Raw genomic sequence first — 16,511 nt, 5'->3', positions numbered from 1 at the left:
CCACGTGACCACCGTCGGCCTCCGCTCCGGCCCGTCCGGCGGCACGGGCCACCGCCGTCCGCCCCCGCTTTCCGGGGCCGGCGACCAGGTCACCGAGCCCGTCCACCGAACCGCCCCCACCGGCCGACCCGTGGCCGCCCCCGCGGTCGGCCGCGCCGGCCGCGGGCCGCGTCACTGATGAGCCGAGGCAACCACCATGAACCCGTATGAGTCCCTGTCACCCCGCTCGTTCTGGCGCACCGCCGTGGCCGAGCCGGAACCGACCGCCATCGGCGACCTCTGGACGCCCAAGTTCTCCCTCGGACAGGACGATCCCGTCCTCACCGCGGGCTCCTGCTTCGCTCGCCACATCGGCCGCGCCCTGCTCGACCAGGGCATGAACTGGCGTGACGCCGAGCCGGCCCCGCCAGGACTCACCGAGGCCGAGCGCCAGGCCCGCCACTACGGCGTGTTCTCGTTCCGTACCGGCAACATCTACACCGCCGCCGCCCTGCTGCAGTGGTTGTCCTGGGCCTACGGTGAGGCCGCACCGCCCGATGAGGTATGGAGCGAAGGCGGGCGCTTCTTCGACCCCTTCCGCCCCTCCGTCGAACCCGAGGGCTACGATTCCGCCGAGGCGACTCTGGCCGCCCGCCGGGCCACCCTTGCGGCGATGCGTGGCGCCCTCGCCGACGCGCGTTGCCTCATCTTCACCCTGGGCCTGACCGAGGCATGGCAGAACCGGGCCGACGGGACCGTCTACCCGGCCTGCCCGGGCACCGTACGCGGCACCTTCGACACCGAACGGCACGCCTTCTGCAACTTCACCTTCGCCGAGGTGTACCGCGATCTGTCAGCCGCCGTCGAGCTGGCTCGCGCCGCCAATCCGCAGCTGCGCGTCCTGCTGACCGTGTCGCCGGTGCCGCTCACCGCCACCGCCACCGGCGGCCACGCGCTGACAGCCACCACCTACTCCAAGTCCGTGCTGCGGGCCGTCGCCGGGCAACTGGCCCAGGAGCACGACCACATCGACTACTTCCCCGCGTACGAGATCATCACCGGATTCCCCTTCAAGGCGGCGTTCTTCGAGCCCAACCTGCGCACCGTCACGCCGGAAGGTGTCGCCTTCGTCATGCGCCAGTTCTTCGGCGCACTCGCCCAGCGCCCGGCCGAACCGCGGCGGGACCGTGGCGCCGCGCCTGCCCACGGAGAGGACTTCTGGTGCGATGACGCCGTACTCGACTACTACAACGCCGGCTAGGTTCCTGCTGCTGGGCGACTCACACGCCGGACCGATCGGCCGGGCCGCGAAGCAGGCCGGCATCCCTTTCCATGGCGGCCCGATCGGCGCCGGACGCGAGTTCACCGCCGAGTTCTTCGACGTCCGCGAGGACGACGTGGTGTTCCGCAAGCCCGAAGCGGACCGGTACTACCGAGGCTTCCTGGATGAGCTGGGCGTATCCGGCCTCGGCGGGCTGACCGTCCCGCTGGTGTCGACCCTCGGCTTCAGCGCCCACTTCATCGCCACTCTGGAGAACTGGCAGGCCTACCGGGTCCGCGGCGAGTTCCCGCCGGGCTTCCTGTCGAGCCGGCTCTTCGACGGCATAGTCCGAGCCATGACGCGCGGCGCTCTCGACTTCTACCGCCTGGCACATGAACTCGGGCTCCGCGTCCTCGCGGTGATGCCGCCTCAGCGGGTCCCCGAGCACTCCGATCCAGAGGTCTTCATGGCGGCGCAGGACACCATTCGCCGAGCGCTCCTCGAACTCGGCACCGAGGTCGTCGACCTGCGCCGCCGGTCCACCGACGAGACGGGTTTCCAGCGCCCCGAACTGTGCGAGACCAACGACACCATCCACGGCAACCTGGCCTTCGGCCGGATGATCCTGGCTGACCTGCTGGCGCGCGGACTGTGAAACAGGTCCGCCGTCAGACCACCGCCCTCGCCCCCGTCACGGAGTGCGGCGAGTGGTACCGACCCCCCACAGGAGGATGACATGGAGCAGTTCGTACTCGATGCGCTCGAACGCATCACCACGAGACCGAAGACGGTCTACGAAACCCTCACGATCGATCCGCTGACCCCGGTCATCGGCGCCGAGGTGTCCGGTATCGACCTGTCGCGGGAACTGTCGGACCAGCAACTGGCGGACATTAGGCGCGCCTTCCAGGAGCACCATGTACTGGTCTTCCGAGACCAGGTGCTGTCGGCCGAGGAACACAAGCGGGTGGCTGCCCACTTCGGCGAACTGCGCCCGCTGCCAGTGGCCGTCACCGAGGACCGCGACCCGGTCATCCTGGAGATCAGCGCGAACAAGGACTCCACCGACGTCGACGGCCACGGATGGCATGCCGACGGGACCTCCAACCCCGAACTCGCGTTGGGGTCGATGCTCTACATCACCCGGACCCCGGAGATCGGCACCGGCGGCGACACCATGTTCGCCAACATGCATCTCGCCTACGAGTTGCTGTCGCCGGCCATGAGGACTTTCCTGGACGGCCTGACCGCGATCCATGACGACGCCGTCGCCTGGCAGGGGCACACCCCGCCGGCCGGCTATGTCCTGCCCAGGAACGAACACCCGGTGGTGATACGCCACCCTGAGACCGGTCGCAAGCTGCTGTTCGTCAACCCGGCCTACACCTCGCACATCGTGCAGCTGTCCGGCGACGAGAGCAGGGCGCTCCTCGACATGTTGTTCGACGTGGTCGCGCGCAGGCCCATGCTGAGCTGCCGGGTCCGCTGGACCCCCAACACACTGGTGTTCTGGGACAACCGCTGCGTCCAGCACCACGCCATCTGGGACTACTACCCGCACGCGCGCTACGGACAGCGGGTCGCCATCAAGGGCCGGCCGCCGCAGGCCTGAGCGGCGCAACCCCGGGAGTCCGCCGGCCACCGCAGGTGAGGGTGTCGAAGCGGCGACGGGACGATGCCCGGGGGCCGGTGCCACAGAGCGGGCACCGGCCCCCGGAGCGGACAGACCAGCTCAGGCGGCGGCCCGGGCCAGGCTGTCGGTGAGCCGGTCGGCGAGGTGTCGGTAAGCCGCCCGGAGCCGCCCGTCCTCGGCGGCCGTCCGGCCGTCGGCCGCCGATCCGTTCTGGTGGGCGCAGGCGTGGGCATAGACCTGCACATGGGCGAACGGCCAGGCTTCGGCATAGGTTTGTGCATCCGCCGCCGCGAAGGCGTCCGCCACCGCACTTGCGTGCGCCAGGGCGTTGGCATCAGCGAAGGACGCGGCATTGGCGGTGGTGTTGAGCTCGGCGTAGGTACGAGCGAACTCGTCGGCCCGCTCCTCGCCGTAGTCGTTGTCGATCGCGTACGCGTGGGCGCCGGCATAGGCCTTGGAGAAGGCGTCCGCGTAGGCGTAGGCAAGGCGGTAGACATCCCGCAGCGCCGGTAGAACTGCCGCGTTCCACTCGCCCTTCGAGATGTGCTCGCCCGCCAGCGCACGGGTGTGCAACCGTCCTACCACCTGCTGCGGCTCCGCCGACCCGCCGTGCCGGGCATTCGCCTCGACCAGCATCGGCACGACGCCGTGGGCGTGCCAGTCGTGCACCACAGCGAGGGGCACCCGGCCACCGAGGCGTTCCAGTTCGCCATGAACGCGCAGAGCCCAGCCCTTCGCGGCGGCGGCATCCTGGCCGTCGTACAGCACAGCGATCACCTGTCGGAGCCAGGACGGCAGGTCGGGGCTGATCGCCGAGTCGCTGTCGAGGTGGGAGGCTGCCATGCCGGCGTCCAGTTGCTCGAGGAACTGGTCAAACGGCGCGGCGGCGGCCGGGGGACTGCTCATACGTTTCTCCTGTCTCGGCCACATCGGGCACCTCACCGTAACGGGCGGCTGCCGAGCGACGGAGAGAGGGGATACCTCCGTGTCCCGCGTCAAATGTGTGCGGGGCATGGGGTGTCAGCCGTACCCCACAGTGTCCGGTGCGGCGTCGTCAACGCTCAGCAGCGCTTCCCGCCAGGCCGCGGCACAGGTGTCGAAGGCCGCCGTCGCCGCGGCCTCAGCCGATGTCACGAGGGCGGGGCGCAGGCGCTCTGTGGTCTGTGGATTGTGCCGGTCGGGGGCGGTGATGATCCAGCGGAGGTGATCGAGGCCCCGGCGGGTGCAGTCGCAGGTGTCCTCGAACGTGTCGAGCAGGACGACCGGCGTGACGCGCTTGCCCTTGGGGAGGCGGGTGAGCTCCCAGGCGAGCAGGCGCGGGTAGCAGCAGAGTGAGTCCAGGTCGGGTTCGGCTTCCAGGAGTCGGCGAGGCGGGCGCAGCTGGCGAGCGCGCGGACGGTCTGCCGCCGTTCACATCTCCTGGGCCGGCTTGGGCCCGAGGCCGGTCGGGGCCGGGGGCATGACCGGGCGGTGGTGGAAGGTGACCAGCTCACCGGCGTCCGCGCCATGGACCCTACGCAGCAGTGATCCGCCGATTCGCTCGGCTTGGAGCTTGGCCAGCTCGGCCTTCTCGCCGCTGAACAGGTCGTCCACCGTGCCTGTCCACAGTGTCAGCCAACGCGCGAAGTGCTCGGCCTCCAGCGAGGCGAGCCGGTGCAACTGCACATGGACCCGCAGGGCGTTGCGGCGGTAGAGACCCGCCCGGAAGAGCACCGTCTCCCAGAAGTCGCACATCACGGGCAGATGGGCGGCGAGATCCATATGCGCGATGTCGGTGAAGATCGGCCCGATCAGCGGGTCCGCGAAGGCTCGCCGATAGAACTCGGTGACCAGGGCGGACACATCGTCGCGGTCCGAGAGGTCATGTTCGGATGGCACGGTCACAGCCTTTCCAGGACGAGTGCGGCGCCGATCGCGGCGAGGACGAGGTGGAACATCCGCGACCTCCGGGTTCGACGTCGGGGCCGGGGCCCTCGGCCGCATGCGCCGGAAGGTGAGCGCAGCCCAAGCCTAACAAAATATTCATCTTGGATGCATATTTGTGGGCCTTGTCACGGAGGTGCTGGTACCGGCCAGGCCGCCAGGTCGAGAATGGGCGCCCAATGTTCGCAACGGCCGCGCCCGGGCGCCGGTGGCGATCAGCCGCCGGTCGTACTCCCAGGAACTGGAGACCGTAGTAGTGGAGATACTGGCGAACCGTGCGGAGCGTGGCCCGACGGCTCGGCGGACGTCGTTGCCTTTGAGGTGACGGCACCCCCCGACTCCGCAACGAACAGGAGATCGGCACGCCTTGTGTCCTGAAAGGAGTTCACTGGCTGTGGCTCCAGTGCTGAGCGGGGGTACAGTCCCGTCAGTCAGCGGATCCAGAGCCCGCGGCTGCGGTACCGACGGCATCCTCGAGACCGGCGGAAACAACCGGACCGACGGACATCCCACAGCTCGGAGACGCGATTGGTGGAGCAGCAGGCAGCAGCGGAAGACGAGCGGACGGCCGTCGGTATCCGCAGTCCGCGTATCACCGGACGGGACACGGATCTGGCACGCGTGATCGAGGCCATGAGCCGAGCCCCCAGCCTGCTGCTGGTGGAGGGCGAGGCCGGGATCGGCAAGAGCAGACTGGTCCTGGACGCACTGGCCTCGGAGCCGGTCAGAGGCAAACGCTCGCTGGTCGCTGTGTGCCCGTCGTTCATCCAGGCCTCCACGCTCGGCCCGATCGTCGACATGCTCCGCCGAGTCTGCGACGGCGTGGCGGAGTTGGGACTCAGTCCGCTCGCGGGCGCGCTGCGGCCGTTCTTCCCTGAGTGGGTCGAGGACCTGCCGCCGGTTCCGGAGCCACTGAGTAGTCCGGGGGCCGTTCGCCATCGCCTGATCCGCGCGTCGGCCGAGCTGCTGGAGCGCCTGGGAACGGATGTCCTGGTTGTCGAAGACGTGCACTGGGCGGACGAGGCGACCCTGGATTTCCTGCTCTTTCTGGTCTCACAGGCATCCCGGCCGATCAGCCTGGTGCTGACCTACCGACCGGAGGACCTGCCCTCGGGCTCACCTCTGCTGCGCCTGTCCTCCCGCCGTTTCAGCGGTGTCGCCCACATCCGTATCGGCCTGGCGCCGCTGACCGTGTCCGAGACCGCCCGGCTTGTGTCGTCCATGCTCGACGACGAGGATGTCTCCCCGGCTTTCGCCGCCTTTCTGCATGAACACACGGGTGGCGTTCCGCTGGCGGTCGAGGAATGCGTCCGGCTGATGCACGATCGGGCGGACCTGGTCTGGTCGAACAGTGAGTGGGTACGCCGCAGGCTGACGGACATCACCGTACCGCCGACCATCCGCGATGCCGTGGCGGAGCGTGCGGCGCGGCTGTCCCCAGCCGCGCAGGAGATCCTGCACGCCGCCGCCGTACTGGCGGTCGCGGCCGAGGACAGCGCGATTGCCTCCGTCGCCGGACTGCAGGGACGGCAGGCCCTGGACGCGGTGAGTGACGCGGTCCGCAGCCGGCTCCTCGGCGAGGACAGTGCCGGCCGCATCGAGTTCCGGCACGCGCTGGCCGCGCGGGCCGTGCACGACCAGTTGCCCGCCGCCGCCCGCCGCCGACTCCACCGCAGGGCCGCGCTCGCCCTGGAGGGCGTCACACCGCCGCCGGTGACACGGCTCGCCCACCACTTCCGGGAGGCTCAGGACCGCGCCCGATGGTGGCACTACGCCGAGCAGGCTGCCGATCTCGCGCTTGCCGACGGCATGCACCAGAGTGGGACCGCTCTGCTGCACGAGATGCTTGACGACCCGGAGTTGCCGGCCAAGGCCGTCGCGCGGCTGACCGCGAAGATGCCGGCGCTCGCGGGCTATGCGGGCCTTGACCAGCTGGTCCGGACGCTGCGCGCGACACTTGAGGACAAGCCGCTCTCCGTTCAGGACCGCGCGTCGGTGCGCAGCCAGCTCGGCCGGATACTGCTGCATGCGGGCGAGTACGCGGCTGGGGTCGCGGAGTTCGAGCGGGCGCTGCCCGACCTGAGCCACGATCCGGGCACGGCCGTTCACGCGATGATGGTGCTCAGCCTGCCCAATACCTCGATGCTCACAGTCTCCGAGCATCTGCGCTGGCTCGACCGGGCGGATGCGCTGCTCACTTCCTTCCCGTTCTCCGAATCCGAGCGGCTGCTCTTCCTGGGGGACCGCCTCATGACGCTGCTGGAGGCGGGCCAGGAGTCGGGATGGGAGCAGGTCGAGCTGCTGCCCGCGCAGGCGGTCACCCAGGCCGAGAAGCTGCAACTGACCAGGATCTCCATGAACACGGGCAGCGTCGCGGTGCGCTGGGGCCGCTTCGCCCAGGCGAGGGCACGGCTGGACAGGGCTTTGGAGATGGCGTCGCTCCATGGTTACGGCCGTATCGAGAAGATGACGCTGGTGACCTTGCTCCATCTCGACTGGTGCACCGGGCAGTGGGAGCGGCTGAGCGAACGGGCCGGGGCGCTGGCCGAGTACCGCGAGGAGCCGCAGGTCCATCTGGAGGCGGTCCTGGTGGGCGGGCTGCACGACGCCGCGAACGGCAGACGTCAGGATGCCGAGAGCGCTCTGCAGACCGTGCTCCGCGAGGGGACGCGTCTCGGGATCATGGAAATGCCGCTGGAACCGGCCGCGGCACTGGCCCGGCTGCGTCTGGCCGATGGCAACCTCGCCGAGGCCCTGGAACTGACCGAGGCCCCGATGCGGGTCGTCGCGAGCAAGGAGCTGTGGCTCTGGGGCGGCAGCATCGCGCCGGTGCGGGTCGACGCTCTGGTGAAAGCCGGTCTCCTCACCGAGGCACGGCAGTTGGTGAACACGTTCGAGGAAGGGCTGGGCGGGCTCGACGCTCCCGGTCCGCTGGCTGCTTTGGACGCCTGCCGTGCTTCGCTGGCCGAGGGGATGGGACAAGTGGCCGAGTCGGTCGGGTACTGGGCTGCCGCGGCTGATTCCTATGCTGCGCTCCCTCGGCCGTACGACGCGCTGCGGTCCCGCGAGCGGCAGGCGTTCGGTCTCTTGAGCACGGGTGAGCAGGCCATGGGCCACTCCACACTGGCCGACGTGCGGCGGGGGTACTCGGCGCTCGGCGCGGAGGGCGATGCGCACAGACTCGACAGGACGCTGCGCTCACTTGACGGGTCCGCCCGCCCGGGGAGGCGCGGTTACGGCGGGGAGTTGTCCCCTCGGGAGCTCCAGGTGCTCCGGTTGATGCTTGCCGGGCTGACCAATCCGGAGATCGCCCAGGAGTTGTTCCGGTCGCCCAAGACGGTGGCCGCGCAGCTCAATTCGGTGATGCGTAAGTACGGTGCGACCTCCCGCACCGTGCTGGCGGTGCGCGCGACCCAGGCCGGGATCGAGCCGGCCGAGCGGTGATGCCTGCCCCGGCACTGACACCTGTCAGCCGGGGGCGCTTTGCCGGTGCCGTCTGCCCGGTTTCGTCTGTCGGGTGTCGTCTGTCCGATGTCGTGGGGCCGGTGTTGCGGTGCGCGGGCGGCGGTCGGGAATCGGAACGCCGGGCTGGAACGGGGCGGTCCCGCCCGGCGTGTGCCGGACGGGACCGCTGTCGTGCTCAGGAGTCGGGTGCCTGGGTCAGCAACCGTGCCTGTGCTTGCAGTTGGTGGTGAAGGTGATGGGAAGGTTCGGGGCGAGGTAGGGACTGTCGGCGGCGAAGGTGAGGCCGCCGGTCACGGTGGTGGGATGGCTTCCGGCGCCTGCCTGCCCCGGGTTCAGCTCGACGCGGACGGTCGCACGGTGACCGGGCTCGATGGTGACGAGCCTCTTGTCCTCGTGCAGCCAGGGCAGGTCGAGCGGCTTGATGTGGTCATAGCCGGAGATCTGCTCGGCCGAAGTGACGGAGGACTCGCTCGCCTCTCCACCAATGACGTAGAAGCCGAGAGCGCCGGCGGCCCAGGCGCGCGGGTTGGAGAGGTTGGGCAGCGGGGTCCAGCGGTTGGTGCCGGGGTCGTAGGCGAGTGCCTGGTTGGTGGTTGCCAGACCACCGTCCGTCGTGAAGGTCATTCCGCCTGCGACGAGCAGCTTGCCGTCGGCAACGGTGCTGGCGGCACCGAGCAGGGCGTGGGGCAGGCTGGCCTTGGGGGTCCAGGTGTCGGTCTTGGGGTCGTAGGCGAACACCTTCGACTGCTGGTGGGGTGTGCCGCCGCCGGCGCAGTAGATCACGCCGCTGATGGTGCCGCAGGACACGTCCTGGACCTGTAGTGGGTAGTCGGCAGCACGGGACCAGGTGTCGCTGGCAGGGTCGTAGACCTCGACCCTGCTGGTGAGCGCGATGTCCGTGCTGATGCCACTGACGACGTAGAGCTTGCCGTCCAGTACGGCGCTGCCGCTGGAGGAGGTGGGTGCGGGGTCGTCGCTGCCCTTGGTCCAGGTGTCGGTGGCCGGGTCGTAGACCTGCGTCACGGGCACGATCAAGGACGGTTCGTTCAGGTCGAAGCCGCCGGTGACATAGAGCTTGCCGCCGATGAACGCGTGCGCCGGCGACGCGGTGGCCTTGAGGGCCGGAGCCTTGCTGCTCCAGGTGTCCGTCGTCGGGGAGTAGGCGTACAGGTCCTTGGACGACAGGGACGCGCTGTCGAGGCCGAAGCCGGCGTAGAGAGTGCCGTCGTCGGTGTCGGCGACGTTGTACTGCAGGGACTCCGGCACGTCGGCGATGGAGCCCTGCGACGAGCCCGAGGTGGTCGGGGCCGCGTGGGCGGCCGCAGCGGAGAGGCTGTGTGCCGCGCCGGGCAGGAGCTTGGTCAGCTTGGCCTGCTCCTTGATGCCGCGCAGCTGGCTGAGGGAATCCGTTGCGGTCGTGGTGGGGACGAGCCGGGTGGGAGTCGAGGCCGCGGCTGAGTCCGGGGCACCGGAGCTCTCACCAATGGCGACGGTGATGGGGGCGGTACCGGTGTTGGCCAGCGTGACGTCCTGGCGCACGGTGCGGCTGGAGTCCGCGGTTACCTTGACCGCGCCGGGTTTGACCGAGAGACGGCCGGCGTTCAGCGCGATGCTTCCATCCACCAGGTGGTCCTTGGCCACCGTGATCTTCTTAGTGGTGGTGGCATACGGGTACAGGTCGGCCTTCAGCCGCGTCTTGCCGGTGCTCGGTGCGAACACGGTATAGAAGCCCTGCAGCGGCTTGCCGGTGCCCAGCGGGCGGGAGAAATCGGTCTGAGGCGGGTTCGAGGCCAGGGAGACGGTCACGTCATTGAGCACGGCACCGGTGTTGATGTCCGTGGTGACCCCGGCGACCAGACCTCCGGGAACGAGCCTGAGGTCCTTGGTGACCACCTGGACGTTGTCGATCCGCCAGCCGAACCCGTAAGCCGCGCCATCGGTGTTCGCCGTGTAGGTGAAGCGGAACCTGACCGTCTGGCCGCGCACCGCGTCGGGAAGGACGACCTCCTCATGCGCGGTGCCGGCGGTGTCGCCGTGGTTCCTGGAGACCTCGGTCCAGGTCGCGCCATCGTCGGTGCTGACCTCGACCGTCGCCTGGCCTGACACCAGCTCCTCGTCGAACGCCAGCACCTGTCGACCGGCGTTCTCCACCTTGACAGGTCCGCTGATCAGCGAGGATTTCACCTTCTGAAGGAGGCTGCTCATCTTGAGAGCCGCGTGGCCGCCGACGATGATGGGGGCGTTGCCGTCCGGGCTGTAGACGGGATCGGTGCTGAGGGCCCACGCCGGACCGGAGGTGGCGGACGTGGTCCACCCGTCGGGCAGGGAGGAGCCGTCGAAGGTCTGCGTGTAGTCCGTGTGCCGCAGGCTGTAGCCGAGAGCGGCCGCATCGTCTGCCGGCGCGGGATCGGCCTTCAGCCGCATGTTGTGCCGGACGGGCCGGTCGCCCACCGTGACCTGCGCGTCCTGGGTGAGGTACCCGCGCATGTCCGAGGTGACGTGCAGGGTGTGGGACTCGCCACGGGACACCGAGACGGTGAAGCGTCCGGTCTGCCAGTCGGTGTGGACCGCCCCGCTCGGAATGCCCTCGTCGACGTCGACCTTCGCGTACAGCGGCCAGCCGTGGCCGGAGCCGTCGGTGACGGTGCCGCTGATCGTCGTCATCGGGGCGGAACTCAGGCTGAAGTCCCTGGTGACGGTCTTGCCCTGGGCGACGGCGACACCGGTGACGGAACCGCGTATGTAGCCGTATTCCGTGACAGAGACGTCATAACTGCCGACCTGCAGGGCGAGGTCGTACTGCCCCTTGCTGTCGGTGTAGGTGGTCACCTTGCCCACCGTCACCTTGGCGCCGGAGATCGGCTGGTGGGTGGCCGCGTCCGTCACGGTGCCGATGATCTCGCCGTGCGACGGGGCGGTGACTCCCGCCAGACCGTTGGGCGTGCCCAGACCGGTGGGGCCGTCGTAGCCGGGGCCGGCGGTGCACAGGTAGGCGGGGCTGCACTCCCCGTTGGAACCGTCGGTGACGTCGTTGAAGGCGTCGGATTTGGCGTAGGGGTAGGAGTTCGGGTAGGAGTCGACGACCGGTCGGCCGGCCAGGGCGTAGGTGCCGGCGATGATCGGGGCGGAGGCGCTGGTTCCGCCGGCCTGACCCCAGTTGCCGCCGGAGAAGATGTTTCCGTAGCTGTCGTACATCGCGACACCGGTCACCGGGTCGGCGACAGCGGAGACGTCGGCGACGGTGCGCTTGTCGCAGCCGGTGTCCAGCTGGAAGGACGGCTTGGCCTGGAAGCGGGAGCAACCCGAACCGGTGCCGCCGTAGGAGTTGTGCCAGACCGACTCGCTCCACCCACGAGCGGTGGAGGGATCCTTGACCAGGGAGGTACCGCCCACCGAGGTCACGTTCGGGAAACTGGCCGGGCTGTACACGCCGTAGGAGGAGTCACCTGCCGAGGCCACCATCGCCACGCCGGGGTGGTCGAAGTGCTTGGAGAAACCGCCGTCGTCGGCGGGGTCCTGGTCGATTCCGCCGTAGCTGTTGGACACCTCGGTCGCGCCCATCCTGACCGCCCGGTCGACGGCCTCGCCCAGGTCGTTCGACATGTTGGTGTCGGACTCCACCAGGAGGATGTTCGCGTTGGGGGCGATGGCGGAGACCATGTCGAGGTCGAGCGAGATCTCGCCCGCCCAGCCGACGTCGGGAGCCGGGTAATTACCCTCCTCGCCACGCTGGTTCACCTTGCGGAACTGGCCGGGCGCCAGCGTTGGCAAGCCGAACTGGGCACGGTAGACGGCGAGGTCGTCCGCGGCCTGGGGATCGTCGAAGGCGTCGACGACGGCGATGGTGGCGCCCTTGCCGCCGTCCGCGGGCAGGTTGTACGCACTCAGCAGATCGGCCGGTTTCAGGCCATGAGGCGCGGTGGCACGACCGTTGGCGGTGCCAGGGTTCTGCACCACCTCCGAGAGGCACTGCATATGGCCGGCCGAGGATGGCTGCGAGCACAGTTTGGAAACCCGCGGTGCCGCGGTGCCGGAATCGGTTGCGGAGGCGGTCGCCACGGATATGTCCACGACCAGCAGTGCGGTGGTGGCCGTGACCGCCAGTATGCGCGGGAGCCATCCGGCCCGCCCGCGCAGTCGGCGGCCGGCACCGGAACGGGACGTCAGATCCCGGTCCGTGCGGCCCATGAGGGAGTCCCTCACAACAACGTCCTCCTCTGTCATCGGGCGACGGCAGGCAGCCACGATCGGCAGAACAGCCGTCCCCTACTGAAAAAGATCAACAACCCGGCATTGCCGGCACTTCGCAATTCATCCGGGAGCCGAACGACTGCGACATGAGTGCGGGCCCCGGCACCCCGGGGACTCAGCACCGGTCCACGCGCGGCTCGCCCGCCTGTGTGGCGAATTCCTGGCCAGGGCCGGACATCAGGTCACAGGGGGACGTAATCGTCCAACTTCTGCGCCTTCCCGTCGCCTTCTGTGTTGTCACGCCCCCGGTCTTCCGCGGGCACCTCCTCGGTCCCGGCATCCCGGAATCCGGCCGGCGAAAGACCTTCACTCTCACCGGGCCCGCTGCCCAACCGATCGGCAGGCACGTCCATCGATGCCTCCTCAGGCGGTACCGCGTACACCGCGGCACACCGTACTGAGCAGGAATTCTTCTTGATCGAGGTACGACTTAAATATTGGGCGGATGACCTAATAAATGCTGTGTCGTTCGGAAGGCCGTCGCCGCGGAGGAGTCGATGAGTAGTCAGGTTGGCTGTGGGCACCGGGTGTTCCCAGGTGCTCCCGGGCGAGGGGCAAGGCTTCGGTGAAGCTTCCCCTTGATCGACCCTGCTGGCCAATTCACATGGTGGCGGCCAGGGTGGTGTGGAGTCGTGTGAGACGCGAGGTCCATGCACCGGCGAGGGGGGATTCCGGCGAGCCAGGCGTCGGTGCGGACGAGGTTGAGGGCGGTGGCGGCGAGGACGTGCTGGAGATGGGTGCGTGCGAGTCCGCGGTAGCGGGCTCGGTGGACGTCACAGCGGCTCGATGCCTGGGCCATGGTGCCCTCCACCCCGGCCCGCAGGGCGTATTGCTCCTTCCAGCCGTCGGTGGCCTGATCTGCACAGATGCGCTGTTGCGCCTCGAACTGTCCGCAGGGCCGGAAGGTCATGGCGCGGGCATTGTGTGCGGAACGGGTGCAGCGGGCGCGGTCCGGGCAGGGGGTGCAGTCCAGGAGCCGGAAGGTGACCTGGACGATGGGGAGTTGGTCGCGGCTGCTCGCCTCTCGCCAGTAGCAGCTCCGCTTGCCGTTGGGGCAGGTGACGTGCCGGTTGTCCCAGTCGATGGTGAAGTGGGTGCGGTCGAAGGCGTCCGGATCGGGGGCCTGCCAGCCCGAGTCCGGCGGGAGCGGTCCGGTCAGCTCGATGCCGTGCTGCTTCGCGGTGAGGATGTGGTCGATGCTGACGTAGGCGGCGTCGACGAGTTCCTGGTCCGGCTTGAAGCCGGCGGCCTCCAGAGCGGTGTGCCGGGCGGGAGTGGTCTCGACATCGGCGAGGCTGGCCTCAGTGGTGTCCACGTGGACGATGAGCCGGGGCCGGTCATCCGGGCACGTTTCGGTGAAATGAGCCTTGTACCCGCGCCAGGCCATGCCCCGCTTGATGCTGTAGCGGGCCTCGGCGTCGTACGGGCTGCCGATCGACAACAATCCCGGGGGCAGGTCCTTGGCCTCCCGCGCTCCGCAGCGGCCGACGTGATCGCGGTAGTACTGCTGAACCCACACCTGGCGCAGGACCTGCACCGCGGGGATCTCCCGCAGCCAGTCCGGGGCACGGCCACCGTAGGCGGACTCAAGCAGGCAAAAGCCGTCCTGTCCGACGGTGCGCAGCAGCTCGTCGCGGGCGGGCAGGGCCTGCGGCAGCCGGTAGTCACTGGCCCGCCGGGCATAGCGGTCCCACCAGTCCAGGACGGTATGGGCGGCCAGCCAGCCCGGAGCCGCGGCGGCCAGAGCCTCCAGCGCGGCGCGCATCGTCTCGGCCACAAGTTCCAGCCGGTTCAACAGCCGGATGTCGGCGACCACATGGGTGGCGTCGGTGCGCTGCCGTCCGCCGGGCCCCAACAGATCATGCTCGGACAGCACCTGAAGGACCCGGGCCAGCAGGCGATCGCTGTGCTCGCCGGTCACGAGGCGGCTGCGGAACTCACTGAGCATGGAGGCATCGAACCCGGAGTCGTTCAACTCCAGGGCCAGGCAGTATTTCCAGTCCAGCCGCCCGCGTACCGCGTCCGCCGCCTGCCGGTCCGTCAGCCCCTCGGCGTACTGCAGCACCGACACCATCGCCAGGAACGCCGGCGACAGCGCCGGGTGCCCACGCCGGGCGAACAGACCAGCGAACTCCGCATCCGAGAACACCGCGCCCAGCGAGTCCCGCACCCGCATCGCCAGCGACCCACGCGGGAACGCGGCACGAGCGACCAGACGGGTCTGCTCAGGAATCTCACGCATCGACCGAGGCCACAAGGACATCGAGGACCACCGCTCCGATTCCCCGCGCAGCATGTGCCTGCCACCGCCTCGCACGAAGACAAGATCACCGAAGCCGGTCATGTGAATTGGCCAGCAGGGTCTCTACTCCGGGAACGGCGGTGTCCACACGGCCGATACCAAATCCGCAGCCGCCGCATGCCGCCTCACAACCGGCCGGGTCCTGAACCCCGGTGGTGCACTCCATCAACCGAGGTGATGCATCACGAAGCATCATCGAGGGTTCGCTCGCGTTCACCCGTCCGGTCTTCCCCTCGCCTGTGGCCACCGGATGGTTCGGTGGTCCTTGGGCTTTTCTCGGGGCTTCACACCCCGCCGTTACCAGCGACGCATGCCGGGGTGGGGACAGGCACTCGGACACTGGCCTGGGATTACGCTGCCGACATCAGTCGGCCTCCTTTCCGCGCAGCCGCTCGTTGCGTGCGCCTTCGTGTCGCACCCAGGTCGTGCATCCGGCCGGGTCGGTCGGCTCCGGACCACAGCAAACGCCCCGAGCCGTCGCCGATGGTCGTGGTCTTGGCGGTGTTCTGCTTTTTCTTGCCGGAGACGAATGCTTGCGGCCGGGGCGCCCGGCCTTGGGGCGGCGGACCTGGGTCTCGGTGCCGTCGATGCGTAGCTCGACACCTTCGGCTTCGGCATAGGCGAAGACATCGGCCAGGGTGCGCAGGCGGATGCCGGGCCGGTCGGGGACAGCGGAGCCGCGAGCGGCCAGCAGCGGCCGGATCTCGTGAATGGCGCGGGTGACAGTGGGGCGGGTCAGCCGTACAGCTCGGCGAGTGCCGCGTGCGGCAGTTGCAGGCGCAGGTAGACCACGGTGACCAGGACCCGGTCGGTGAAGACCAGTTTGCGGTCCGGCCCTGCTCCGGCAGCCCGTCGGCGGTCGCCGCCTCTGCGCTCGCGCAGTGCGGACTCGCACCGGGCTGTCCACGGATCGGCCAACTCATCGATCAAATCGCCGAGATGTGCACGATCAAGGCCACAGAAGGCAGGATGAGACAAGGCCGCACGGGCCCGGTAATGCGTCACAACATCACCAACCCGTGCGGTCCGCCTCACGTCACGCTTCGCTGGCGGCCCCAGCGGCGTAGGACTTCGCGAGCAGTTCCTCCACCAGAGCGCTCTTCGCCGTCGAGTAGGCCGTCCTGCCCTCGCTGTCGGCACGGAACCGCTGCGCCAGGGCCACCTTCAACGCCCTATAGCGCTGGACTTCATCGGGCCGCTGACGCAGGTAATCACGGAGCAGGACGTGATCAAGGTGGGGCTTTGAGCCTGCGACCACGCCGTACAGATGATGTTCGGGAGCCGCAGGAGGGGCCTGGAAGGCTTCCCGCCCCCGAATCCCCAGATCACCTTCGTGTCGGTAGCCCTGCCCAGCGAGCCGGGAAATCAACTCGGGTATGACGGCCTCCTCGGACACCACAATGTCGAGGTCGATGATCGGTTTGGCGGCGCAACCGGGTACGGCCGTACTGCCGACATGCTCGATGGACACAGCCAGATCCGCGACGTGAGGAGCCAGTCGCTGCCGCAGCTCATCGAACCGCTCGGACCATCGGGGGTCGTAGTCACTGACCACGATCATGCCAGTCATGTCGGCAGTCTCGCAGGATCGCCAGGGCCCATCCCATCCCGCGGAGACCCCTGACTATCGCGTACCGAGTCGTAAGCAAGTTGGTGGTGCAGGACGGGGCCCTGGTGAGCTCGACGGACCGTTCCAA

10 protein-coding genes and 1 pseudogene are annotated in these 16,511 nt (G+C 68.9%); 5 read left to right on the top strand and 6 right to left on the bottom strand.

Annotation, left to right across the window (positions count from 1 at the left end):
* The first annotated feature begins 4 nt into the window (after positions 1–4).
* The 4 genes from OG568_RS04880 (at position 5) to OG568_RS04865 (ending at position 2,852) form a co-directional block, all read left to right on the top strand.
* Positions 5–178, top strand: a complete 174-nt coding sequence (locus tag OG568_RS04880) for a hypothetical protein (RefSeq protein ID WP_329530443.1) — start codon at positions 5–7, stop codon at positions 176–178.
* Between the two features lie 18 nt (positions 179–196).
* Positions 197–1,240: a GSCFA domain-containing protein gene (locus OG568_RS04875; protein ID WP_329530442.1), complete on the top strand. Its 1,044-nt coding sequence runs from the start codon at positions 197–199 to the stop codon at positions 1,238–1,240.
* Positions 1,206–1,895 carry a hypothetical protein gene (locus tag OG568_RS04870; RefSeq protein WP_329530441.1) on the top strand — a complete coding sequence of 230 codons (690 nt, stop codon included), beginning with the start codon at positions 1,206–1,208 and terminating at the stop codon, positions 1,893–1,895. Before OG568_RS04875 ends, OG568_RS04870 begins: the two co-directional genes overlap by 35 nt.
* Before the next feature lie 81 nt (positions 1,896–1,976).
* Positions 1,977–2,852, top strand: a complete 876-nt coding sequence (locus OG568_RS04865) for a TauD/TfdA dioxygenase family protein (protein ID WP_329530440.1) — start codon at positions 1,977–1,979, stop codon at positions 2,850–2,852.
* A 120-nt stretch (positions 2,853–2,972) separates the two neighbouring features.
* Here OG568_RS04865 and OG568_RS04860 read toward each other — a convergent pair whose 3' ends face one another.
* Both OG568_RS04860 and OG568_RS04855 read right to left on the bottom strand, forming a co-directional pair.
* Entirely contained in the window at positions 2,973–3,779 is an 807-nt protein-coding gene (locus OG568_RS04860) for a SpcZ (protein ID WP_329530439.1), read from the bottom strand.
* 504 nt (positions 3,780–4,283) lie between these two features.
* On the bottom strand, positions 4,284–4,751 hold the full coding sequence (locus OG568_RS04855; protein WP_329530438.1) for a group III truncated hemoglobin: 468 nt from the start codon (positions 4,749–4,751) through the stop codon (positions 4,284–4,286).
* Positions 4,752–5,327: 576 nt separating this feature from the next.
* Here OG568_RS04855 and OG568_RS04850 point away from each other — a divergent pair.
* Positions 5,328–8,240: a helix-turn-helix transcriptional regulator gene (locus tag OG568_RS04850; protein WP_329536257.1), complete on the top strand. Its 2,913-nt coding sequence runs from the start codon at positions 5,328–5,330 to the stop codon at positions 8,238–8,240.
* 216 nt (positions 8,241–8,456) lie between these two features.
* Here the strand turns inward: OG568_RS04850 and OG568_RS04845 are convergent, their stop codons facing one another.
* The 4 genes and pseudogenes from OG568_RS04845 to OG568_RS04830 form a co-directional block, all read right to left on the bottom strand.
* A complete protein-coding gene (locus OG568_RS04845; RefSeq protein ID WP_329530437.1) occupies positions 8,457–12,464 on the bottom strand; it encodes a carboxypeptidase regulatory-like domain-containing protein in 4,008 nt (1,335 codons plus the stop codon).
* A 553-nt stretch (positions 12,465–13,017) separates the two neighbouring features.
* Complete coding sequence (locus tag OG568_RS04840) at positions 13,018–14,754, bottom strand: IS1182 family transposase (protein ID WP_329530436.1); 1,737 nt, start codon at positions 14,752–14,754, stop codon at positions 13,018–13,020.
* A 467-nt stretch (positions 14,755–15,221) separates the two neighbouring features.
* Positions 15,222–15,819 (bottom strand): annotated as a pseudogene (locus tag OG568_RS04835) (transposase family protein); the annotation flags it as partial.
* Between the two features lie 31 nt (positions 15,820–15,850).
* Positions 15,851–16,384, bottom strand: a complete 534-nt coding sequence (locus OG568_RS04830) for a GrpB family protein (protein WP_329530435.1) — start codon at positions 16,382–16,384, stop codon at positions 15,851–15,853.
* Positions 16,385–16,511: the final 127 nt, after the last annotated feature.

This window comes from Streptomyces sp. NBC_01450 (assembly GCF_036227505.1).
Taxonomy (GTDB): Bacteria; Actinomycetota; Actinomycetes; order Streptomycetales; family Streptomycetaceae; genus Streptomyces.
Note: the sequence above shows the minus strand (reverse complement) of the source record. Positions and strands in the feature narration are given on the sequence as shown.